This window comes from Chitinilyticum litopenaei DSM 21440 (assembly GCF_000428145.1).
Lineage (GTDB): Bacteria > Pseudomonadota > Gammaproteobacteria > Burkholderiales > Chitinibacteraceae > Chitinilyticum > Chitinilyticum litopenaei.
This window is the reverse complement of sequence record NZ_ATZJ01000027.1, coordinates 1-21,703: the sequence shown is the minus strand read 5'-3', so window position 1 is coordinate 21,703 and position 21,703 is coordinate 1. Positions and strand designations below refer to the sequence as shown.

The window sequence follows — 21,703 nt, the reverse complement described above, 5'->3', positions numbered from 1 at the left end:
CATCTCGGGTGGAAAGGAACGGTTGTGTCAGAAACCCCGTAAGCTTCCAGCTTCTCAGCCGGTTTGGCCTGGCTCACGGGTTGGCCAATTTCTGCCACTTTTACCCACTTTTTCCCACTACGGCCCACTATAAGGGAAAAAAAAGGGCCGCACAAGCGCGACCCGGGGAAATGTCTTTTTGATACAATCACTTAGCCGGACTAAGTGCCTGAATCTATTTTCTTTTTAAAAGAATGCTTAATAAGCACAAGTTAAAGTAATCTCTTAACTCGTGGCGCGGTGGCTGGCCTTGCTTACGATTTTCCCCAGAATTTTCACGATGAGTGGCCGTCATGCGCTTGCCCGGAGTACTGATCTACGGCCTGCTGGCCGGTTTTGCCCTTTGGCTGACATGGCGCTGTCTCGGGGTGCGGCAGCGGGCCGAGCTGGACCGCACCGTGCGCATCAGTGCTGCCGTTTTGCTGTGCAGTGCCGTCGCCGTGCTGTTGCTGCGCCTGATACGTTGATATCCATGGTCATGTGGCCTATGCCCTGCTTGGGCTGGAGTCACATACCCCCGAAATAAACAAGGACTCCCCGTGGGGAGTCCTTGTCTTGGCGAAACCCGGTGCTCCGCTTGCGGATGATCAGGCCGGCAACAGTGCCAGTTTCATTTTCTGCAGTGCCTTGCTTTCGATCTGGCGGATGCGCTCGGCCGAAACATTGTATTCGGCGGCAAGGTCGTGCAGCGTCTTGCTCTCGCCCTCATCGGCCAGCCAGCGCGTCTCGATGATGCGGCGGCTGCGGTCATCCAGCGTGGCCAGGGCGTTTTGCAGGCCTTCCGAATGCAGGTGGTCGATGGCGCGGCGGTTCAGCGCCTCGGTCGGCTCGTCGTGCGCATCGGCCAGCCAGTCGATGGGGGCATAGCCGTCCTCGTCACCGTCGTCGGCAATCAGCGCGATGTCCTGGCCGGTCATGCGCGTTTCCATTTCCAGCACCTCTTCGGTTTTCACGCCGAGGTCGTCGGCGATTTCCTTGGCCTGGGCGTGGGTCAGCGCGGCAAAGCCGGTTTTCATCGAGCGCAGGTTGAAGAAGAGCTTGCGCTGCGCCTTGGTGGTGGCGATGCGCACCAGGCGCCAGTTGCGCAGGATGTATTCGTGGATTTCGGCCTTGATCCAGTGCACGGCGAAGCTGAACAGGCGTACGCCGCGATCGGGTTCGAAGCGCTTCACGGCCTTCATCAGGCCGATATTGCCTTCCTGGATCAGGTCGGCCTGCGGCAGGCCGTAGCCGGAATAGCCGCGGGCGATCGAGACCACTACCCGCAGGTGCGAGAGCACCAGCCGGCGGGCGGCTTCCAGATCGTCGTCGCGGTGATAACGGGTTGCCAGTTCGGTTTCTTCTTCCTGCGTGAGCAGCGGCACCGTGTTGACGCTCTGGATGTAGCGGTCGATGCTGTCACCCGCAGAGAGAACCGGCAAGGCAAGCGCATGGGACATGATGTTGCTCCTTCCTGGGAAGATACGGCTTGGCGTAGATATTAGCACTCTCGCGGATAGAGTGCTAAGCCCGCACAAAGTTCTCGGATTAAAGCACAGGCCATGCCCTTGTGCTGTGAAAAAATCACTATCGCCTTCATAGCCGGCGCAGGCGTGCGGCAAAAGAAAACCCCCGCTTGTGGCGGGGGTTTTCTGCTCCGGCTGCATGACCCTGGGGCCATGCGGTGGTCAATCGCTTAGTACGACCACTTCCAGTTCTTCACTTCCGGCAGATCGTCACCCACTTCGGCGATGTACTGGGCGTGTTCAACCAGCTTGTCCTGCAGTTTCTGGCGAACGTGTGCGCCGGTCTTCTGCAGTTTCGGCACGCGGTCGATCACGTCGATGGCCAGGTTGAAGCGGTCCAGCTGGTTCACGACCACCATGTCGAACGGTGTGGAGGTCGAGCCTTCCTCGATATAGCCGCGGGCGTGGATGTTGCTGTGGCCGTTGCGGCGATAAGTCAGGCGGTGGATCAGCCACGGGTAGCCGTGGAAGGCGAACATGATCGGCTTGTCGGCGGTGAAGATCGCGTCGAATTCGCGATCGGACAGGCCGTGCGGGTGTTCTTCTTCCGGTTGCAGCGTCATCAGGTCGCAGACGTTGACGAAGCGGATCTTCAGATCCGGGAAGTGCTGACGCAGCAGATCGGTCGCAGCCAGGGCTTCCATGGTCGGGATTTCACCGGCACACGCCATGACCACATCCGGTTCGCCGTCCTGGTCGTTGGACGCCCAGTCCCAGATACCCAGACCCTTGGTGGCGTGCTTGATCGCCTGGTCCATGGTCAGGTATTGCAGTGCCGGCTGCTTGCCCGCTACCACCACGTTCACATAGTGACGGCTGCGCAGTACATGGTCGGTCACGCTCAACAGGGTGTTGGCATCGGCCGGCAGGTAAACGCGGATCACCTCGGCCTTCTTGTTCACAACGTGATCGATGAAGCCCGGATCCTGGTGCGAGAAGCCGTTGTGATCCTGACGCCATACGTGCGAAGTCAGCAGGTAGTTCAGCGACGGGATGGGCTTGCGCCAGTTGATGTGACGAGTCGTCTTCAGCCACTTGGCGTGCTGGTTGAACATCGAATCGATCACGTGGATGAACGCTTCGTAGCAGCTGAAGAAGCCGTGACGACCGGTCAGGTTGTACGCTTCCAGCCAGCCCTGGCAGGTGTGCTCAGACAGGATTTCCATAACACGACCGTCTTGCTGCAGATTGTCGTTGTTATTGATGCCGTCCACTTCGAAGTGGTTGGCCAGCCAGGTCTTGCCGGAGTACTCGATGGTGGCGTTCCAGCGGTTCGACGCGGTTTCATCCGGGCCAAAGATGCGGAAGTTCTTCTCGGCTTCGTTCTCGCGCATGATGTCGGCGAGGAAGTTGCCCATCACGCGGGTCATTTCGGCGTTCACGGTACCCGGCTTGTCGAACTTCACTTCGTACTTGCGGAAGTCCGGCATCTTCAGGTCTTTCGACACCTGGCCGTGCACGACCGGGTTGGAGCCGATGCGCTTCAGGCCCTTCGGTGCGATGGCCAGCAGTTCGGGCTTGACGGTGCCGTCAGCGTTGAACAGGCTATCGATCTGGTAGGACTTCAGCCAGATTTCCAGGTTCTGCACGTTTTCGCCGTCGATGTCGGAGAACGGCACCTGGTGGCTGCGCCAGTAATCCTCAACCTTCTTGCCCTTGATTTCCTTCGGACCGGTCCAGCCCTTCGGCGTGCGCATGATGATCATCGGCCAGCGCGGACGGGTGATCGGCTTGCCGGCAGCCTGTTCGGCCTTGGCGGCTTCGCGGATGGCGTTGAACTTGTCCATACACAGGTCCATGGCGGCGGCCATTTCCTGGTGGATGTCGACAAAGCTTTCCGGCTTGTCGTTGAAGGTTTCGTTCTTCAGTTCAACGAAGATCGGCTCATAGCCGTAGCCGACGAACAGGGCGGTCAGTTCGTCCTTGTTCATGCGGGCCATCAGCGTCGGGTTGGCGATCTTGTAACCGTTCAGGTGCAGGATCGGCAGTACGAAGCCGTCGTTGATCGGGTGGATGTACTTGGTGGAGTGCCAGGATGCAGCCAGCGGGCCGGTTTCGGCTTCGCCGTCACCGACTACTGCAAATACGACCTGATCCGGGTTGTCCAGTGCCGCGCCATAGGCGTGGGAGACGGAATAGCCCAGTTCGCCGCCTTCGTGCATGGAGCCCGGGGTTTCCGGAGCCACGTGCGAAGGAATGCCGCGCGGGAAGGAGAATTGCTTGAACAGACGCTGCATGCCGGCTTCGGTGCGGTCGATGTTCGGGAAGAATTCTTCGTAGGAGCCTTCCATCCAGGTGTTGGCCACGAAGCCGGGGCCGCCATGGCCAGGGCCGGTGATGTAGATGGCGTTGATGTCGCGGTCGTTGATCAGGCGGTTGGCGTGAACGTAGATGAAGTTCAGGCCGGGAGTCGTGCCCCAGTGACCAAGCAGACGCGGCTTGATGTGTTCGCGCTTCAGGGGTTCTTTCAGCAGCGGGTTGTTCAGCAGGTAGATCTGACCAACGGACAGGTAGTTGGTCGCCTGCCAGTAGCGATGCATCTTGTCGAGCAGATCGGCAGAAAGCGGTTGTTGAGCCACAGTACACCTCGTTTCTTGGTTTGTGATTGGTTTCTCGGAGGCCATCGGCCTTCCGGCTGACTTCCCTCTTCGCAATGCAGTATACGCAGCTGATGTTTCTGCCTACTGACTAAGGTCAAAGGTGCGGCAGCAAGACTGTTTTTCCCGTATTGCCTGAAAAAACCGGCCTTCACAAGCCGGAAGACAGCCCTGGGCAAGTTTATACAAACAAAACGCATTGTCATACCAAGGGTCTGCTGAGGCGTGACTGGCAGATGGCAAAACACCCGGTCTGGCCGGGTGTCCTGTCTGACGCAATTCCGGCTGGATGCCGGGCATTTTTATGGGTATGTGGCTGAAGCCCTTGCTCTGCTTTAATTCAGGAAGAATACCCCGGTAATCAGCGCAAAGGTCGGCAGCAGGATGGCGCAGGACCAGGCCATATAGCCAAAGAAGCTGGGCATGTTCACGCCACGGTCTTCCGCCACGGCCTTGACCATGAAATTGGGCGCATTGCCGATGTAACTCATCGCCCCCATGAAGACCGAGCCGGCCGAGACGGCCAGCAGTGTCGTGCCCATGGCGCTCATCAGGTGCTGGGCATCGCCGTGGGCGAGGTTGAAAAACACCAGATAGGTCGGCGCATTGTCCAGGAAGGCCGACAGCGCGCCGGTGAGCCAGAAGAACATGTGGTCGCGCGGCAGGCCGTCGGCGTCGAAGACCAGGCGCACCAGGCCGGCCAGGGCGCCAGTCTCGCCGGCGCGCAGAATGGCGATGGCCGGCGCCATGACGATGAAGATGCCGGCGAACAGCTTGGCCACTTCCTGGATCGGCCCCCAGCTGAAATCGTTGCCGGCGCGCACCGGCTTCGGGGTGATGCGCAGCGACAGCAGGGTGAGGCCCAGCAGCAGCAGGTCACGCACGATGTTCTGCAGTTGCAGCGCCACGGCGCCGAGCTGCAGTTCGATGCCGGGCTTCCAGACGCCGGAGAGCACCACGCAGGCCACCGCCGCCGCCAGCAGTACGATATTGCGCTTGCCATGGATTTTCACCGCCGAATCCGGCGTCTTGTCGACGGGCAGTACGCCCTCCTTGCGGAAGTAATAACTGTCGATGGCATAGAACACCGCCAGCAAGACGGCCGCGGCCAGCGCCACCAGCGGCAGCATGTGCTCAAACGTCCAGAAAAAGCCCACACCCTTCAGAAAGCCCAGAAAGAGCGGCGGATCGCCAATCGGCGTCAGCCCGCCGCCGATATTGGCGACCAGAAAGATGAAGAACACCACTACATGGACATTGTGGCGACGGTTGTCATTGGCCTTGAGCAGCGGGCGGATCAGCAGCATGGCCGCACCGGTGGTGCCCATCAGCGACGCGAGCACGGTGCCCAGCGCCAGGAGGCCGGTGTTGAGCAGGGGCGAGCCGTGCAGATTGCCCCAGATCAGAATCCCGCCCGAAATCGTATACAGCGCCAGCAGCAGGATGATGAAGGGAATGTATTCTTCGACCAGTGCATGCACGACCACGCCGCCGGCCAGGCCCGGGCCAAGGCTCAGGGCGCAGGGGATCAGGAAGGCCAGGGCCCAGAAGGCGGCCACCTTGCCGAAATGGTGGTGCCAGAACTTGGGCAGGAACAGCGGGCACAGCGCGATCGACAGCAGGATGCCGGCAAACGGCAAGATCCAGGCCAGCGACAGCTGGCTGCCGTCCAGCGTGGCGGCCGCTGCGCCGCCCGGGAACAGCAGACAGGGCAGGGCAAGGAGGGGCAGGGTGCGGAACATGAAGGGCTCGCAAAAGAACGGGTGCGCCCGGCGTGCCGGGCGGGAGTGGATGGGCAGCCCAGCATCAGCGCTGGATGAATTCGATCTTGTAGCCGTCCGGGTCTTCGACAAAGGCGATGACGGTCGTGCCGTGTTTCATCGGGCCCGGCTCGCGCACGACCTTGCCGCCTCTGGCGCGCACGGCGTCACAGGTGGCGACGATGTCGGCGGTTTCGATGGCGATATGGCCGTAGGCCGTGCCAAGTTCATAGTGATCGGTATCCCAGTTGTGCGTGAGTTCGAGCACCGTATGGTCGGCCTCGTCGCCATAGCCGACAAAGGCCAGCGTAAAGCGGCCTTCCGGGTAGTCCTGGCGGCGCAGCAGGCGCATGCCCAGGACGTCGGTATAGAAGGCCAGCGATCGGTCGAGGCTGGCGACCCGCAACATGGTGTGCAGCAAACGCATGATCAAGCTCCGTAAACAGGGTGTGTGAGACAGGATGGTCGCGAGTTTACGGGAAGAGGCCCGGCGATGTCTGTGTGACAAATCCCGGATGGCGAAAAAGGGGCTTGACACCCGGCGGTGAAGACTGAATAATCCAGCCTCTCTGGAAAACGGGTCGGTAGCTCAGTGGTAGAGCAGCGGACTTTTAATCCGTTGGCCGTGGGTTCGACCCCCACCCGACCCACCAAATTCCAGAATGGGTTGTTAGCTCAGTTGGTAGAGCAGCGGACTCTTAATCCGTAGGTCCACAGTTCGAGCCTGTGACAACCCACCACCCCCTTGCAAGGCGCACCGGATTCCGGGGTGTCTTCGGGTTGTTAGCTCAGTTGGTAGAGCAGCGGACTCTTAATCCGTAGGTCCACAGTTCGAGCCTGTGACAACCCACCAATAAGAAGCCCAGTCGTCAGACTGGGCTTTTTTCTTTGCGGCTGCCACCGGCAGCGGGACGACCGAGTCGCCCCTGTACTAAACCGGTTCCTGATTATGTCTTTCCTTCAGGAAGCAAGGTTTTCAGCGCCTGCGGCGCGGTGTTTTGATGCCGGGGGTGCCCGGCGGCACGTCAGGGGGCTTGTCTTGCCAAGCCCCCCGACACCCCCAAGGCGCGCCCGGTCAGCCGCCCCGCTGCGCGGGGTGCCTTGCGATGCTCGTTTTTCCGGGGGCGCGGGACAACTCGGCCCTGCGGGCCTCAAACACGTCCCGCGCCTGATCCCGGAAAACCTGCGCTTCTCAGCGGCTTTCAGGGCAGAGCGTGCTAATCAGCGCCTTTGTTGCTCAGGCTTCCTGAAGCAGAGACATAATCAGGAACCGGTTTGCATGTGCATGGGGTATCTGCTTGTGGCCCAATGCTTGGTTTGGCTGCAGGGGTATACCTTTATGCTGACTGCCGCGCGCCGGCTGCCGGGCCGGTGGCGCCATCCAGGCCCAGCTCCTGCAGTCGTCGCCATTCGCCGTCGCTGCGGACCTGTTCGGCAATCGTGAGGATGCCGAGGCTGCGGGCAATTCCGACCATGGCCTGCACCATGTGCTGATTGCCAGGGTGCTGGTCGATTTCGTGGATGAAGCTGCCGTCGATCTTCAGGAAGGCCAGCGGCAGGTCATACAGCCTGGGCATGCTGCCAAACTGGCGGCCGAAATGCTCGATGCCGACCTGGCAGCCATAGCGGCTGACTTCGGCGGCAAAGGTGGCAAAGGAATCCAGCTCCAGTGTCAGGCCGTTCTCCGACACTTCCAGCCACAGGCGGCGCGCCAGCGGCCCGGCCAGTTCCAGCAGACGCACCAGTTCCTGGCGGAATTGCGGATTGCGCACCGATTGCGGCGCCAGATTGACCGCCATGGCGTCCTTGCTGTCGGCCAGCCGGGCCAGCGTGAGGCGTACCGCGATCAGGTCGAGTTGCGGCAGCAGGTTGTAGCGGCTGGCGTAGGGCATGAACTGCCCGGCCGCCAGCAGCGGGCCGCCGCCCGGATTGAGCATGCGCAGCAGCATTTCGTGGTGCAGCAGCTGGCCGTCCATGCGCAGCACCGGGTAGCTCATCAGCTCGAAGCTGCCGTCGGCGATGGCGCGGCGCAGCTGGGCTTCCCACTGCCCGCTGGCCTGCTGGCTGCAGCCCTGCTGGTCGCCGGCGCAGGCGTTGGCCTGCTGCTGCTCGGCGCGCGCCAGTGCCGCATCCGTGCGCGCCAGCACCTGGGCCGGGTTTTCATCATGCTGATAATTGCTGTGGCCGATATTCACCAGCCAGGGGCGGGCGGCCAGCGGCGCCAGCGCGGCCAGCAGTTGCGCGGCCAGGCTGTCGGCAGCGTCGAGTTCCGGCGCCAGTAGCGCAAAATCGGCGCCGTTGAGGCGCGCGGCCAGCCAGTCCGGATTGCCGCTGCTGATGCTGGCCAGCTGCTCGGCAAGGCGTGCCAGCAAGCGATCGGTGGCCTGGCGGCCCAGCTCGCGATTGATGCCGGCCAGGTCGTGCAGGCGGATCAGCAGCAGGCTGCCCTGCGGCGGCGCGTCATGGTCGCTGAGCGTGCTGGCCAGGCGTCCCATCAGGTAGGCGCGGTTGGCCAGGCCCGTGGTGTGGTCGCGGTTGGCATCCTGGCGCAGCTGCTGGATGCGCTCGGCCTGTTCGTCGAACATGGCCTTGACGCGCAGCACCATGGCGTTCATTGCGCGGATCACCGTGCGCAGCTCCTTGGTGCGGGGCTCGGGGATGGTGATGAAGCGGCGCTCGGTGATGGCCTGTGCCTGATCGACCATCTGGCTGATCGGCTTTTTCAGCCATTTCAGGAACAGCGTCGCCAGCAGGCCGATGGCGATGCCGCCGGCGAGCATCCACAGCAGCAGGCTGATGAAGCCTTTCCACAGCGACACATAGGCAAAGCGGGTGTGCGCCTCCACGACTACCGATCCGGCCTGTTTCCAGCCATGGGTGACCTGGGCCTTGCCCGATTGCGGCGTGATGGGCAGCAGGCGGATGAACCACTCCGGCACGCGGTCGGGCGGGGTGCTGCTGGTGCGCTCGAGCACGACCTTGCCGCGCGCGTCCAGATGCGTGATGCGCTGGAAATGCCCGCTGTCGAACAGGGCGCTGATCAGCAGCTCGTCGGACACCGGGTCGGTGTTCTGCGACATGGTCAGCGCCAGGGCGGCCGCGCTGTCATTGCTCTGCGTGTAGAGCTGCTGTTCCAGATAGCCGCGCGCGGTATGCAGGTTCAGGGCAAAGCAGCCGATGAACATGATGGCCATGAGGGTGGCGATGACAAGCCAGAGTTGGCGGTAAATCGACATGGGCGTTTCCTAATCAATGCCTTCGGCCTGCAGCTTGAGCAGCAGGTCTTTCCAGCGCGACAGGCGATCAACACCGGCGGAAGGACGCTTGGCGCCGCCTGTGAAAATGCCCTCGCTGTTGAAGCTGAACACCGGATTGAGGTCCGGGCGGGCGCTGGCCGGCTTGATGTCGGTCAGCAGGTTATCGAGAATCAGCGGCTCGGCTTCCGGGTTTGCGTAGTAGGCCAGCACCATGTGTGCCTGGGTGACGCTGCTGTTGGCGCCGCCGATGCGGGCCTTGACGTAGGTCAGCCGCAGTTTTTCCGGGGCAATGCCCGCCTCGCGCAGGCTGACGAATTTGGCAATGACGAAATCCTCGCAGTCGCCGGCGCCCTTGGCCAGCGTCTCGCCCAGCGAGGCCCAGTAATCCGCCTGGCCCCAGAGCTTGTCATCGTCGTCGAAACGCAGCTTGCGGTTGAGGAATTCGTTGATGCGCTTGAGCTTGTCGGCGTCCGCGAGAGTGCGGCTGGCGCTGATGACGCGGTCGAGCTCGTCGAAGCTGCGCGCGGCCTGATTGCCATGGCGCTGGGCCATCAGCTTGCCGATGCGTTCATTGTCCCAGCCTGCGGCGCTGCCCAGCAGGGCCAGCGCGCCCAGCAGCAGGGCTGCGGCAAGAAGGAGTGGCCCGACTGGCCGCCCGGACAGGTGAACGCGCAAGAATTATCCCATAAATGAAGGAAACGGCAGCAATTTGCCGAAAGCGGTCAAGAAAATCCCGAATTTTCCGAAAACCCCTGAGGGAATGTAGAATGCCTGCGGAATAAGGCTGGACTGCCCTTGGGGCGCCACCAGCTACTCTGGCGCATCCGATATATAGCAAGAGCCCAGACCTGCGCGCAATAGTCTGACGAGACAAGATTACTTATTACTGACTGGAGTAGCACGGAAATGACCCTAAAACGGCTGACAATGGCCATGATCATGGCCCTGACCGGCAGCATGCTGGCCACGGCGCACGCGTACACGCTCAAGGACGCCACCGAGCAGGCGGTCTTGCGCAACCCGGAAATCAAGGCGCGCTGGTACGAATACAAGGCGGCAGGCGATCAGGTCGATGTGGCGCGCAGCCGCTATCTGCCGCAAGTCAACCTGCAGGGCTATGTTGGCGGCGAGCGCCAGAGTCGCCCGCGTACCGACGGTAATTCCTTCAGTCATCCCGGCGCCAGCATTGAGCTGCGCCAGCTGCTGTTCGACGGTTTCGCCGCCCAGAACGAAGTGCGCAGCCAGGGCTATTTCCAGCTGACCCGCTATTACGAACTGCTGGCCGCCAGCGATGACATCGCCCAGCAGGCCGCGCTCGCCTATTACGACGTGCAGCGCTATCGCAAGCTCGAAGAGCTGGCGCGCAACAATTACGCCGTGCACCGCGAGCTGTACGACCAGATCGAAGAGCGCGTGAAGGCCGGGGTCGGCCGCCGTGTCGATCTGGAGCAGGCCGCCGGCCGTCTGGCGCTGGCCGAGTCGAACTGGCTGACCGAAAAGGCCAATCTGCAGGATGTCGGCACGCGCTTTACCCGCATCGTGGGCAGCCCGCCGCCGGCGGACATGGCGCCGGCGCCGGATTTGTCGGGCAAGCTGCCCGCTCGCGACGAACTGCTGGCCGCGCTCAAGCGCAGCCCGGGTTTCCTGGCTGCAGTCAGCAATCTGCGCGCAGCCCGTGCCAAGACCGAAGTGCAAAAGGGTGGCTACTGGCCGCAGCTGGAACTGCGCGCCTCGCAGGGCTGGGATCAGGATCGTGACGGCATCGACGGCAACTACAAGGATGGCGTCGTCCAGCTGGTCATGAATTACAACCTGTTCAGCGGTGGCGCTGATCGCGCGCGCGTCAGCCAGCACGCACAACTGCTCAACGGCGCCTATGAGCAGCGCGACAAGGCCTGCCGCGATTTGCGCCAGACCGTGGCGATTGCCTGGAACGATGTGCATCGCCTGAGCGAGCAGCGCCGCTATCAGGAGCAGCACGCGCTGTCGACCGCCAAGGCGCGCGAGGCTTACCAGCGTCAGTACGACATCGGCCAGCGTTCGCTGCTCGACCTGCTCGACAGCGAAAACGAATTGTTCCTGGCCCGCGCCAGCGTGGTGCGTTCCGAATACGAGCAGCTGTTCGCACAGGTACGCGTGCTGGCGGTGAGCAACCGCCTGCTGCCGGCGCTGGAACTGGCGCCGCTGGAGCAGACCTCGCCCGACAGCGATCTGGGTGGCCTGGAAGCCAATGATGATGAGGTGAGCTGCGCGGTGCCGATTCCGGAAACCGTCACGCTGGATCGTGCTGCCGCGATGGCCGAGCGCCCGGCCCGCGGCCCGGATCCGCTGGTCGAGGCGGCCGAGAAGGGCGAAGTCAAGCCGGTGGCCGACGTCGCCGACAAGGCCGTGCTCGATGCGGTCAACGCCTGGGCCAGCGCCTGGTCGGCGCGCGATGCGGGCAAGTATCTGGCCAGCTATGGCAGCCAGTTCAAGCCCGAACAGGGCAGCCGCGCCGACTGGGAAAAGCAGCGCCAGCAGCGCATCGCCAGGGCGAACAGCATCAGCGTCAAGGTCGAGCAGCCGGTGGTGAAGAAGATCGACGCCAATACCGTCGAGGTGCGTTTCACCCAGCGTTACCAGGCCGACAATTACAGCGACCAGGTACAGAAGGTGCTGACGCTGGCGCGTGAACAGAATCTGTGGAAGATCGTGCGCGAAGTCAGCCGCTGACAGCGGGTCGCCACAGATGGCATGGCTGCGCTGGCGGCCGGTGCCAAGTCCTTGCCAACTCTGGCACAATGCAACGCCCGGCCCGCGCCGGGCGTTGTGTTTTCAGGAACCCCGCATGAAGATCATCCTGATCGCCGTCGGCCACAAGATGCCGGGCTGGATCGCCGACGGCTTTGCCGAGTATGTGAAGCGCATGCCGCGCGAATTCGCGCTGCAACTCGTCGAGCTCAAGCCCGACAAGCGCGTGGGGGCGAAAACCCCGCAGCAGGTGATGGCCGAGGAAGCCGAACGCATTCTCGCCGCCGTGCCGCAGGATGCCAGGCTGGTGGCGCTCGACGAGCGCGGCGCCAACTGGACGACGATGCAGCTCGCCGATAACGTCAAGCGCTGGCATGGCGACGGCCGGCCGGTGGCCTTCGTGATCGGCGGTACCGACGGGCTGGACCCGCAGGTCAAGAAGCGCGCCGACCAGCTCTTGCAGCTCTCCGCGCTGACGCTGCCGCACGGCATGGTGCGCGTGCTGCTGGCCGAGCAGCTCTACCGCGCGGTGTCGATCCTGAACAATCATCCCTACCATCGCGAATAGATACCCGTATGGCTATCAGCTGGTGGCCAATCAAGTGAAATGGCTGTGGCCATATACCCTGCATCATCTTCGCAAGGCGAATCAGGCATGACTCAACCCCAACTCTATCTGGCTTCCGGCAGCCCACGCCGGCGCGAGCTGCTGGCGCAGCTGGGCGTGACCTTTGACATCATCCGCGCCGACATCGACGAAACGCCGCTGCCCGGCGAAGGCGTCGAGGCCTATGTGCTGCGGCTGGCGCGCGAGAAGGCGCTGGCCGGCTGGCGCGCGGCGGGCGAACCGGCGCTGCCGGTGCTCGGCGCCGACACCACCGTCGCGCATGACGGGCGCATTCTCGGCAAACCGGCCGACGCGGCCGATGCCGTGGCCATGCTGCGCGACCTGTCAGGCAGCACGCACGCGGTGCTCACCGCCGTGGCGCTGTGCGTGGGCGGCGAGGTCGAGGTGACGCTGTCAACGAGTGCGGTGCGCTTCATGCCGCTGACCGATGCGCAGATCGCCGCCTATGTCGCCAGCGGCGAGCCGCTGGACAAGGCCGGCGCCTATGGCATCCAGGGCTGGGGAGGTTTGTTTGTGAGCTGGATGGACGGCAGTTTTACCGGCGTGATGGGCCTGCCGGTGCATGAAACCGCACAGCTGCTAGCCCGGCACGGTCTCGGCCATCTGGCCTGAGGGCCTTGCACCGGCTTCCCGGCGCAGGCGCTGCCCGTGCAGTTCGCGGGCCACGCGGTCAACGATGTGGCCGGTATTGCCTTCTTCGCGCCAGTTGCGCGCCAGCAGCGCCCACGGCGCCGGATCGTGCTGGCGCAGCTGGCGGATTTCCCGCAGCGCCAGCCGGCTCGCGCCACAGCAGGCCAGCGCCACCGCGCAGCGATTGCGCTGGTGCAGCGTGGCCGGGCCGATCACATACTGGCTGGCGCCCAGCGAGCGGCGATAGAGTCGCAGGACTTCCTCGCGCACTTCGGGACGGCGGGCATAGTCGAGGCGTTGCGTCAGGCTCATGTCGCGCATGAGCAGCAAATGCGCATACACCGGCAGCAGGTTCAGGCCATCGCCGCGCGGGCTGCGTCTTTGCATCTTGCGGGCGAATTCGAACAGCTGGCTCTCAGTGCCGCGCCGCGCATAGGCTTCCAGCATGGCGACCTGCCCCCAGTAATGCCGGGAGGCCAGCCGGCGCAACGCCGTACAGCGGTCTTCCAGCGTGGCCAGATCCAGGCCCTGTTCGCTGCCGACCACGATGCCGAGGCAAAACAGTTCCGGATTGCCGGGATCAAGCTGCTGGGCCTTGCGCAGGCTGCGTTCCGCCTCCTGCAGGCTGCCATGCTGCTCCAGCGCATTGCTCTGGCTGCGCGCCGTGTGCAGGTGGGCGGCGGCCTCGGCCAGGAGCGCGGGCGGCGAGGCCTGCAGCAGCACCCAGTCTTCGACCAGTTTCAGCTCTTCGCCGAGGGCCAGATAGGCGGGGTGCTGCAGATCCGCAGGCAGGCGCAGCAGCAACTGTTCCAGTTCGCCGAAGCGTTGCTTGTGCAGCAGCGCCAGCAATTGCTGGATGCGCGCATCGGCGCCCTGTGCCGGCGTGCGCGGGCCAAAGCCGATGCGGTCGAGCAGTCTGGATACCGGGGTCAGCAATCGCTTCATGGTCCTGTCCTTGGCGCGGTTCTGGAGCAAGATTAGCGAGGGCTGATGCTTTCGGCAACCGGGTGAAACAACAAGGCCATGCCGCGGGCATGGCCTTGTCGCGCGCCGTGGCGGCTCAGTCGTCGCGGGTCAGCACTTCCAGCAGCTCGATTTCGAAGATCAGGTTCGAGTGCGGCTTGATGTGCGCACCGATTTGCCGCTCGCCATAGGCCAGATGGCTGGGCACCAGCAGGCGGCGCTTGCCGCCGACCTGCATGCCCATCAGCCCCTGATCCCAGCCCTTGATCACGCGGCCGGTGCCGATCACGCACTGGAAGGGCTTGCCGCGCGCGTGCGAGGAATCGAACTCGGTGCCGTCTTCCAGCCAGCCGGTGTAGTGCGCGGTGATCAGCGCACCCTTGACCGCGGCCTTGCCCGTGCCGGTTTGCAGGTCGAAGACCTGCAGTTCGCCCGTCATCGCATCACTCATCGCGATCAGGCCGCGTCGCTGGTGCCGGACAGCAGCTGCTGCAGCTCGCCGTTGCCGAACAGCTCGCGCATGATGTCCGAGCCACCGATGAATTCGCCCTTGATGTAGAGCTGCGGAATGGTTGGCCAGTTGGCGTAGTCCTTGATGCCCTGGCGGATTTCCGGGTTTTCCAGCACGTTGATCGCCACGAACTGCGCATTGCAGTTTTTCAGGATCTGCACGGCGCCGGCGGAGAAACCGCACTGCGGGAAGGTCGGCGTGCCCTTCATGAACAGCACGACCGGGTTTTCGGTAACGGTTTGATGAATGAATTCCTGGGCGGTCATGGCCTTCTCGCTTGCAAAAATGGGGGGATAAAAGTTGAGCAAATTACTCGGATAAATTGTAAGACAGATGCCTCAGGCTCGGCAATCGTCCGGACGAACGAGCTGCCCCAGGCTGACGCGATCGTTGCTGCCCAGATCGCGTCGCGTGGCGACCGCCGCAAAGCCGGCCTCGTGCAGCAGGGTGCGGCAGGCGGCGCCCTGGTCGTGGCCGTGTTCCAGCAGCAGCCAGCCGCCGGGCACCAGATGAGCGGGCGCTGCGGCGACAATCGCGCGCAGATGGCTCAGGCCGTCACCGTGATCGGTGAGCGCGCCGCGCGGTTCGAAGCGCAGATCGCCCTGCTGCAGGTGCGGATCGTGCTGGTCGATGTACGGCGGGTTGCTGACGATGAGATCGAAGCATTGCCCGGCGAGCGCCGCATACCAGTCGGACTCGTGGAACTGCACGCTGGCGCCCAGCCTGCGGGCGTTATCCATCGCGACGGCCAGCGCGTCCGGCGAGACATCGACGGCGCTGACGAAGAGATCCGGACGCTCAAGCTTGAGCGTGACCGGAATGCAGCCGGAGCCGGTGCCCAGGTCGACGACGCGCGCGGCGGGCGGCGCCAGTTCCAGCGCCAGCTCGACCAGCAGTTCGGTATCGGGGCGCGGAATCAGCACGGCGGGGGAGACCGCAAATTCGCGGCCATAGAATTCGCGCGTGCCAACCAGATAGGCGACCGGCTCGCCGGCGCGGCGGCGCGCGCTCAGCGCCGCGAAGGCGGCCGCGTGTGCCGCGCTCGCCATCTCGTCGCCATGGGCGATCAGCCAGGCACGGTTCTGCCGGCAGACATGCAGCAACAGCACCTGGGCATCGATGCGCTCCAGTCCGCTGTCACGCAGCAATTGCTGGTAAGTGGGAATTGGCTGGTTCAATGGGTATCTTCATGCAGGTCAATTCAAAAAAAAGGCTTGAGCGGCATGGGTCTGCGGGTATTCTGCGCCTCACGCCTCACGCCTCACGCCTCACGCCTCACGCCTCACGCCTCACGCCTCACGCCTCACGCCTCACGCGTCTTCACGAAGGCCTCACGCGTCCTTTCGCTGGCCTCATTCGCCCTCTCGAAAGGCCTCATTCGTCCTCTCGAAAGGCCACACGCGTCATCACAGCACATAGCGCGCGAGATCGACATTCCCTGCAATATTGCCAAGCTTTTCCTCGACAAAGGCCGCGTCGATGTTCACGACGCCGCTGCGCGCATCGAAGGAAATGTCCTCCAGCAGTTTTTCCATGACCGTGTGCAGCCGGCGCGCACCGATATTCTCGGTGCTTTCATTCACCTGCCAGGCCATTTCGGCCAGCCGCCGGATGCCGGCATCGGTAAAGCTCAGCGTCACGCCTTCGGTTGCCAGCAGCGCTTCGTACTGGCGCGTCAGGCAGGCGTCGGTGGCGGTGAGAATGCGCACAAAATCATCCACCGTCAGCGAGGTCAGCTCCACGCGAATCGGGAAGCGACCCTGCAGCTCCGGAATCAGGTCGGACGGCTTGGCCAGGTGGAAGGCCCCGGACGCCACGAACAGGATGTGGTCGGTTTTCACCATGCCGTACTTGGTCGACACCGTCGTGCCCTCGACCAGCGGCAGCAGGTCGCGCTGCACGCCCTGGCGGCTGACTTCGCCACCGCTGCCCTCGGCGCGCGTGGTGACCTTGTCGATTTCGTCGATGAAGACGATGCCGTGCTGCTCGACCACGCGCAGCGCCTCGGCCTTGGCGTCGTCTTCATTGACCAGCTTGGCGGCCTCCTCGTCGCTCAGCTGCTTGAGCGCGTCCTTCACTTTCAGCTTCTGCGACTTTTTCTTGTCGGCAAACGCGCCCTTGAACATGCTCTGGATCTGGCTGGAGAAATCCTCCATGCCCGGCGGGCCGAACACCTCCATGCTGGGCGCACTGGCGGCAACGTCGATTTCGATTTCCTTGTCGTCGAACTTGCCTTCCCTGAGCATCTTGCGGAATTTCTGCCGTGTTTCGCTTTGCCCCTCGTCGGCATTCACGCTGCCATAGCTGGGCGCCGGCGGCGGCAGCAGCACATCGAGCACGCGCTCTTCGGCCAGCTCTTCGGCGCGGATGCGGTTCTGCTTCATCAGCCGGTCGCGCACCTGCTTCATGGCGATTTCCATCAGGTCGCGGATGATGCTGTCGACGTCCTTGCCGACGTAGCCAACCTCGGTGAACTTGGTCGCCTCGACCTTGATGAAAGGGGCGTCGGCCAGCTTTGCCAGCCGCCGGGCGATTTCGGTCTTGCCCACGCCGGTCGGGCCGATCATCAGGATGTTCTTCGGGGTGATTTCCTGGCGCAGCGGCTCAGCCACCTGCTGGCGGCGCCAGCGGTTCCTCAGCGCAATGGCGACGGCCTTCTTGGCGTCGCGCTGGCCAACGATATGCTTGTCGAGTTCGTGAACGATTTCCTGCGGCGTCATCTGGCTCATTGCCCTGCCTCATGTGGGATGCGTGGATTATTCAGCGCAGATCGGGGCCGTTCCGCCGGATTTAAAGGGCGGGCGTGGCAACAGCGACTCGTTTTTCTGCGCGCCGTTTGGGGAAACGGTGTCAGCCGTTCTAAACTGCTCAGTACGTGTGGCCTTGGCCCAAGCTAGGAAAGACCGGAGTAAGTATGGCAGCGCAGGATGACGATTGGCTTGAAGACGACACCGATGACGCAGGCACGGTGGCCCAGCTCGAGCCCTGGAATGTGCTGGTCGTCGATGACGAGCCGGATATCCATCACGTCACGCGGCTGGCGCTGACCAATATTTCCTTCCTCGGCCGCCCGCTGAACATCCTGTCCTGCTATTCCGGCCGCGAGGCCATTGCCATCCTCAAGGAACGCCATGACATCGCGCTGATGCTGCTCGATGTGGTGATGGAAACCGAAGACGCCGGCCTGAAGGTCGCGCGCATCATCCGCGAAGAGCTGCACAACCACTGCATCCGCATCATCCTGCGCACCGGTCAGCCCGGCGTTGCGCCCGAGCGCCATGTCATCGAGTCTTACGACATCAACGACTACAAGGCCAAGACCGAGCTGACGCGCGACAAGCTCTACACGGCCGTGCTGGGCACGCTGCGCTCCTACAACGACATCATGACCATCGAACACCAGCGCCGGATTCTGGAGGCGAACCGGCGCGGGCTGATCAAGGTGGTCGAGGCGTCCACCACCATTTTCCGCCAGCAGTCCATCCAGCAGTTCGCCCAGGGCGTGCTCGAGCAGCTGCAGGCCCTGCTGTTCTTCGAGCAGGAAGCACTGTTTGTCGTCGTCAATGGCGGCATGACCGCGCTGACGCACGACGACAAGGTCAAGGTGATGTACGCCACCGGCGGTTATCAGAACTACTGCGGCAAGGAGCTGGACGACGCGGCGCTGCTGCGTTTCAAGCCCTCGATCGACGAAGCCATCGCCGGCAAGCGCACCGTGTATGCCCCCGATCATTTCGTCGGTTTCTTCCAGGCGCCGCACGGCCCGGTCAATCTGCTGATCATCGACGGCCCGGTGGCGCTGTCGCATCCCGATGCCGACCTGATCGAGCTGTTCTGCAAGAACGTCGCGATCGCCTATGAAAACCTGATGCTGACCAAGGAAATCGAGGATACGCAGCGCAGCATCATTTACCAGCTCTCCGAGGTGGTCGAAAGCCGCTCGACCGACACCGGCAAGCACATCCACCGCATGGCCGAATTTGCCTATGTGCTGGCCCGCGAGCTGGGGCTGGACGAGCAGGAAGCGCAGATCATCAAGGCGGCGAGCCCCCTGCACGACATTGGCAAGGTCGGCATTCCCGATCGCGTGCTCAACAAGCCCGGCCGGCTGGACGAGGAAGAGCGCAAGATCATGGACACCCATGCCGAGCTGGGCTACCGCATGCTCAAGGACGCCAAGCCGCGCATTCTCAGGATGGCCGCGACGATTGCGCACGAGCATCACGAAAAATGGGACGGCAGCGGTTACCCGCGTGGTCTGAAGGGCGAAGACATCCATATCGCCGGGCGCATCATCGCGCTGGCCGATGTGTTCGACGCGCTGACGCACGCGCGCTGCTACAAGCCGGCCTGGCCGCCCGCGGACGTGATCAAGACCATTGATGAGGGCAGCGGCACGCATTTCGATCCGCGCGTGGTCGAGGCCTTCCTGCGCAGCCTGCCGGCCTTCGAGGCCATCGTCGAGCAGTATCAGGACAGCGACCCGGTCTGAGCCTCGCGCTTGTGCATTGTGAAACAGGCCGGCTTCTGCCGGCCTGTGACATTTGTGCGTACAATCCTGCGTTTGACGCCCATTTTTGCGGATTTGCCATGGCTTCCGAATACCTGCAACGCATCCTCACCGCCCGTGTTTACGACGTCGCCATCGAGTCGCCGCTGGACATCGCGCCGAACCTGTCGCGCCGCATCGGCAACACCGTGCTGCTCAAGCGCGAGGACATGCAGCCGGTATTCAGCTTCAAGCTGCGCGGGGCCTACAACCGCATGGTCAAGCTCTCGCGCGCCGAGCTGGATCGCGGCGTGGTGGCCGCTTCCGCCGGCAACCATGCGCAGGGCGTGGCCATGTCGGCGCAGGCGCTGAAATGCCGCGCCATCATCGTCATGCCGGCCACCGCGCCGCGCATCAAGGTGGACGCCGTCAGCCGCCGTGGCGCCGAGGTCGTGCTCGTCGGCGACTCGTATTCCGATTGCTATGCCCATGCGGTCAAGCTGGCCGAGGAAGAAGGCATGACCTTCGTCCACCCCTACGACGATCCGGACGTGATCGCCGGCCAGGGCACCATCGGCATGGAGCTCTTGATGCAGCACCCCGATCCGCTCGATGCGATCTTCATCCCGGTCGGCGGCGGTGGCCTGCTCGCTGGCGTGGCCGCCTACATCAAGGCGCTGCGCCCCGAAGTGAAGATCATCGGCGTCGAGCCGACCGACGCCAACGCGATGTATCTGTCGCTGAAGCTGGGCAACCGCGTCAATCTGCCGCAGGTCGGCATCTTTGCCGACGGCGTGGCGGTGAAGCAGGTTGGCGAGGAAACCTTCCGCCTGTGCCAGGACCTCGTCGACGATGTGGTGCTGGTCGATACCGACGCCATGTGCGCGGCGATCAAGGATGTGTTTGAAGACACCCGTTCGATTCTCGAACCGGCCGGGGCGCTGGCCATTGCCGGAGCCAAGGCCTGGGCGGCGCGCGAGGGCGTGCAGGGCAAGACGCTGGTGGCGATTGCCTCGGGCGCCAACATGAATTTCGACCGCCTGCGCTATGTGGCCGAGCAGGCGGAAATGGGCGAGCAGCGCGAAGCCATCGTCGCGGTCACCATCCCCGAGCGTCCCGGCAGCTTCAAGACCTTCTGCGAGCTGATCGGTGCGCGCAACATCACCGAGTTCAACTACCGCTATTCCAGCGCCGAGGCTGCGCACGTCTTCGTGGGTCTCTCGGTGCAGAATCGCCATGAAATCGTCGAGCTGATCGAAAAGCTCGCCAGCGCGGGCCTGGCCGCCATCGACCTGTCCGACAACGAGCTGGCCAAGCTGCACATCCGTCACCTGGTCGGCGGGCGCGCGCCACAGGTCACGCACGAACGTCTGCTGCGCTTCGAATTCCCCGAGCGCCCGGGCGCCCTGATGGCCTTCCTGAATGGCATGAATGTCGGCTGGAACATCAGCCTCTTCCATTACCGCAACCACGGCGCCGATTATGGCCGCGTGCTGGTCGGCATCCAGGTGCCGGACAGCGACGACGCGCAGTTCGCCGAATTCCTGCAGGCCATCGGCTACCCGTGGTGGGACGAAAGCGACAATCCGGCTTACCAGCTCTTTCTTGGTGACTGAGGGGTATTGCCCTGCAGCCAAATATGGATAATGGCTGTAGTCATATACCCAATAAAAACCCGCCGAGCCCGGCGGGTTTTTTATGGTTTACACCTGTCCCACCCGCGGCAGCGCCAGCCCCTCGGCGTCGAACAGCATGGTGTGTTCCTGCGGGAAGACGATGTGGATCGCGTCGCCATACTTCAGCCCGGTCATGTGTCCCGGCAGCTTCATGCACAGGATTTCGTGGATTCCCGGAATCTCGATATAGGCCAGCACGATGTCGCCCAGATGCTCGATCAGGTCGACGCGCGCCGGCAGCGCATCCGGCGTGCCGGCTTCGACCAGACGGATGTGCTCGGAACGCACGCCCATGGTCACCTTGTCGCCGACCCTGGCCGTGCTGGCGTCAACGGCCGCACGCACGGTCAGCCCCTTGGGCAGCTTGACGGTGGCCTCGGAACCGGATGCCGCCACCACTTCGGCCTCCAGCAGGTTCATCTTCGGCGAACCGAGGAAGCCGGCCACGAACAGGTTGGACGGGTTGTCATACATGTCGAGCGGCGTGCCCACCTGCTGGATCAGACCAGCGTGGAACACCACGATGCGGTCGGCCAGGGTCATCGCTTCCACCTGATCGTGCGTCACGTAGATCATGGTGGTCTTCAGCTCCTGGTGCAGCTTGGAGAGTTCGACACGCATGTTCAGACGCAGCGCGGCATCCAGGTTGGACAGCGGTTCGTCGAACAGGAAGACCTTCGGATTGCGCACGATGGCACGGCCGATGGCCACACGCTGGCGCTGGCCACCGGACAGGGCCTTGGGCTTGCGCTCCAGCAGATGGGTGATTTCCAGGATTTCGGCAGCCTTTTTCACGCGCTCGTCGATTTCCGCCTTCGGCGTGCCGGCGAGTTTCAGGGCAAAGCCCATGTTTTCGGCGCAGGACATATGCGGATACAGGGCGTAGGACTGGAACACCATCGCGATGCCGCGCTTGGA

Annotated in this window: 18 protein-coding genes and 3 tRNA genes; 9 read left to right on the top strand and 12 right to left on the bottom strand. The window is 63.2% G+C overall.

From position 1 onward, the window contains the following. The first annotated feature begins 332 nt into the window (after positions 1-332). Positions 333-506 (top strand): protein MIGRI, encoded by a 174-nt coding sequence (locus C515_RS24040; RefSeq protein WP_158380814.1) that lies wholly within the window; start codon positions 333-335, stop codon positions 504-506. A gap of 120 nt (positions 507-626) precedes the next feature. Here the strand turns inward: C515_RS24040 and rpoH are convergent, their stop codons facing one another. The 4 genes from rpoH to gloA form a co-directional block, all read right to left on the bottom strand. After that, positions 627-1,478, bottom strand: coding sequence for an RNA polymerase sigma factor RpoH (rpoH, locus tag C515_RS0111380; protein ID WP_028455638.1), 852 nt, complete (start codon positions 1,476-1,478; stop codon positions 627-629). Between the two features lie 236 nt (positions 1,479-1,714). Beyond that, positions 1,715-4,168 carry a phosphoketolase family protein gene (locus tag C515_RS0111375; RefSeq protein WP_081686910.1) on the bottom strand — a complete coding sequence of 818 codons (2,454 nt, stop codon included), beginning with the start codon at positions 4,166-4,168 and terminating at the stop codon, positions 1,715-1,717. A gap of 308 nt (positions 4,169-4,476) precedes the next feature. Beyond that, positions 4,477-5,883 carry a sodium:proton antiporter gene (locus C515_RS0111370; RefSeq protein WP_028455636.1) on the bottom strand — a complete coding sequence of 469 codons (1,407 nt, stop codon included), beginning with the start codon at positions 5,881-5,883 and terminating at the stop codon, positions 4,477-4,479. Positions 5,884-5,947: 64 nt separating this feature from the next. Beyond that, a complete protein-coding gene (gene gloA, locus C515_RS0111365) occupies positions 5,948-6,328 on the bottom strand; it encodes a lactoylglutathione lyase (RefSeq protein WP_028455635.1) in 381 nt (126 codons plus the stop codon). A gap of 151 nt (positions 6,329-6,479) precedes the next feature. Between gloA and C515_RS0111360 the strand changes: the two genes are divergently transcribed. The 3 genes from C515_RS0111360 (at position 6,480) to C515_RS0111350 (ending at position 6,754) form a co-directional block, all read left to right on the top strand. Continuing rightward, a tRNA-Lys gene (locus tag C515_RS0111360) sits at positions 6,480-6,554 on the top strand. Between the two features lie 11 nt (positions 6,555-6,565). After that, a tRNA-Lys gene (locus tag C515_RS0111355) sits at positions 6,566-6,641 on the top strand. 37 nt (positions 6,642-6,678) lie between these two features. Next, positions 6,679-6,754: transfer RNA gene (locus C515_RS0111350), tRNA-Lys, on the top strand. Positions 6,755-7,238: 484 nt separating this feature from the next. On the opposite strand, the gene C515_RS0111345 is transcribed toward C515_RS0111350, so the two are convergent. Further along, positions 7,239-9,137: a bifunctional diguanylate cyclase/phosphodiesterase gene (locus tag C515_RS0111345; RefSeq protein WP_028455634.1), complete on the bottom strand. Its 1,899-nt coding sequence runs from the start codon at positions 9,135-9,137 to the stop codon at positions 7,239-7,241. A 9-nt stretch (positions 9,138-9,146) separates the two neighbouring features. Further along, the gene (locus C515_RS0111340) at positions 9,147-9,833 is read right to left on the bottom strand and encodes a transglutaminase-like cysteine peptidase (protein ID WP_245575026.1); all 687 of its coding nucleotides are present in this window, start codon (positions 9,831-9,833) and stop codon (positions 9,147-9,149) included. 231 nt (positions 9,834-10,064) lie between these two features. Here C515_RS0111340 and C515_RS20700 point away from each other — a divergent pair, with 231 nt between their 5' ends. The 3 genes from C515_RS20700 (at position 10,065) to C515_RS0111325 (ending at position 13,128) form a co-directional block, all read left to right on the top strand. Next, a complete protein-coding gene (locus C515_RS20700; protein ID WP_081686909.1) occupies positions 10,065-11,870 on the top strand; it encodes a TolC family outer membrane protein in 1,806 nt (601 codons plus the stop codon). Between the two features lie 115 nt (positions 11,871-11,985). After that, complete coding sequence (gene rlmH / locus C515_RS0111330) at positions 11,986-12,456, top strand: 23S rRNA (pseudouridine(1915)-N(3))-methyltransferase RlmH (protein WP_028455632.1); 471 nt, start codon at positions 11,986-11,988, stop codon at positions 12,454-12,456. A gap of 87 nt (positions 12,457-12,543) precedes the next feature. Beyond that, positions 12,544-13,128: a Maf family protein gene (locus C515_RS0111325; RefSeq protein WP_028455631.1), complete on the top strand. Its 585-nt coding sequence runs from the start codon at positions 12,544-12,546 to the stop codon at positions 13,126-13,128. Here the strand turns inward: C515_RS0111325 and C515_RS0111320 are convergent. The 5 genes from C515_RS0111320 to hslU all read right to left on the bottom strand — a co-directional run bounded on the left by C515_RS0111320 (position 13,096) and on the right by hslU (position 17,349). After that, positions 13,096-14,091 (bottom strand): tetratricopeptide repeat protein, encoded by a 996-nt coding sequence (locus tag C515_RS0111320; protein WP_043649209.1) that lies wholly within the window; start codon positions 14,089-14,091, stop codon positions 13,096-13,098. The two genes, C515_RS0111325 and C515_RS0111320, sit on opposite strands and share 33 nt — an antisense overlap. Positions 14,092-14,206: 115 nt before the next feature. Next, positions 14,207-14,548, bottom strand: a complete 342-nt coding sequence (locus tag C515_RS0111315) for an FKBP-type peptidyl-prolyl cis-trans isomerase (RefSeq protein ID WP_028455629.1) — start codon at positions 14,546-14,548, stop codon at positions 14,207-14,209. A gap of 17 nt (positions 14,549-14,565) precedes the next feature. Then, positions 14,566-14,886, bottom strand: a complete 321-nt coding sequence (gene grxD, locus C515_RS0111310) for a Grx4 family monothiol glutaredoxin (RefSeq protein WP_028455628.1) — start codon at positions 14,884-14,886, stop codon at positions 14,566-14,568. A 72-nt stretch (positions 14,887-14,958) separates the two neighbouring features. Next, the gene (gene prmC, locus C515_RS0111305; RefSeq protein ID WP_028455627.1) at positions 14,959-15,798 is read right to left on the bottom strand and encodes a peptide chain release factor N(5)-glutamine methyltransferase; all 840 of its coding nucleotides are present in this window, start codon (positions 15,796-15,798) and stop codon (positions 14,959-14,961) included. A gap of 228 nt (positions 15,799-16,026) precedes the next feature. Then, positions 16,027-17,349 (bottom strand): ATP-dependent protease ATPase subunit HslU, encoded by a 1,323-nt coding sequence (gene hslU / locus C515_RS0111300; protein ID WP_028455626.1) that lies wholly within the window; start codon positions 17,347-17,349, stop codon positions 16,027-16,029. A 185-nt stretch (positions 17,350-17,534) separates the two neighbouring features. Here hslU and C515_RS0111295 point away from each other — a divergent pair, with 185 nt between their 5' ends. Together C515_RS0111295 and ilvA are read left to right on the top strand one after the other, a co-directional pair. Continuing rightward, a complete protein-coding gene (locus C515_RS0111295) occupies positions 17,535-19,112 on the top strand; it encodes a response regulator (protein WP_028455625.1) in 1,578 nt (525 codons plus the stop codon). A 98-nt stretch (positions 19,113-19,210) separates the two neighbouring features. Further along, complete coding sequence (gene ilvA, locus C515_RS0111290) at positions 19,211-20,725, top strand: threonine ammonia-lyase, biosynthetic (RefSeq protein ID WP_028455624.1); 1,515 nt, start codon at positions 19,211-19,213, stop codon at positions 20,723-20,725. A gap of 87 nt (positions 20,726-20,812) precedes the next feature. Here the strand turns inward: ilvA and C515_RS20695 are convergent. Further along, positions 20,813-21,703: ABC transporter ATP-binding protein (locus tag C515_RS20695; RefSeq protein WP_043649206.1), on the bottom strand; the 891-nt coding region annotated here is incomplete at its 5' end.

What these genes read in the sequence shown, in the direction of transcription:
- hslU (WP_028455626.1), bottom strand. Translation starts at nt 17,349, where the DNA reads ATGAGCCAGATGACGCCGCAGGAAATCGTTCACGAACTCGACAAGCAT.
- C515_RS0111370 (WP_028455636.1), bottom strand. Translation starts at nt 5,883, where the DNA reads ATGTTCCGCACCCTGCCCCTCCTTGCCCTGCCCTGTCTGCTGTTCCCG.
- gloA (WP_028455635.1), bottom strand. Translation starts at nt 6,328, where the DNA reads ATGCGTTTGCTGCACACCATGTTGCGGGTCGCCAGCCTCGACCGATCG.
- C515_RS24040 (WP_158380814.1), top strand. Translation starts at nt 333, where the DNA reads ATGCGCTTGCCCGGAGTACTGATCTACGGCCTGCTGGCCGGTTTTGCC.
- C515_RS20700 (WP_081686909.1), top strand. Translation starts at nt 10,065, where the DNA reads ATGACCCTAAAACGGCTGACAATGGCCATGATCATGGCCCTGACCGGC.
- C515_RS0111375 (WP_081686910.1), bottom strand. Translation starts at nt 4,168, where the DNA reads ATGGCCTCCGAGAAACCAATCACAAACCAAGAAACGAGGTGTACTGTG.
- ilvA (WP_028455624.1), top strand. Translation starts at nt 19,211, where the DNA reads ATGGCTTCCGAATACCTGCAACGCATCCTCACCGCCCGTGTTTACGAC.
- C515_RS0111345 (WP_028455634.1), bottom strand. Translation starts at nt 9,137, where the DNA reads ATGTCGATTTACCGCCAACTCTGGCTTGTCATCGCCACCCTCATGGCC.
- C515_RS0111295 (WP_028455625.1), top strand. Translation starts at nt 17,535, where the DNA reads ATGGCAGCGCAGGATGACGATTGGCTTGAAGACGACACCGATGACGCA.
- rlmH (WP_028455632.1), top strand. Translation starts at nt 11,986, where the DNA reads ATGAAGATCATCCTGATCGCCGTCGGCCACAAGATGCCGGGCTGGATC.
- rpoH (WP_028455638.1), bottom strand. Translation starts at nt 1,478, where the DNA reads ATGTCCCATGCGCTTGCCTTGCCGGTTCTCTCTGCGGGTGACAGCATC.
- grxD (WP_028455628.1), bottom strand. Translation starts at nt 14,886, where the DNA reads ATGACCGCCCAGGAATTCATTCATCAAACCGTTACCGAAAACCCGGTC.
- C515_RS0111315 (WP_028455629.1), bottom strand. Translation starts at nt 14,548, where the DNA reads ATGACGGGCGAACTGCAGGTCTTCGACCTGCAAACCGGCACGGGCAAG.
- C515_RS0111320 (WP_043649209.1), bottom strand. Translation starts at nt 14,091, where the DNA reads ATGAAGCGATTGCTGACCCCGGTATCCAGACTGCTCGACCGCATCGGC.
- C515_RS0111325 (WP_028455631.1), top strand. Translation starts at nt 12,544, where the DNA reads ATGACTCAACCCCAACTCTATCTGGCTTCCGGCAGCCCACGCCGGCGC.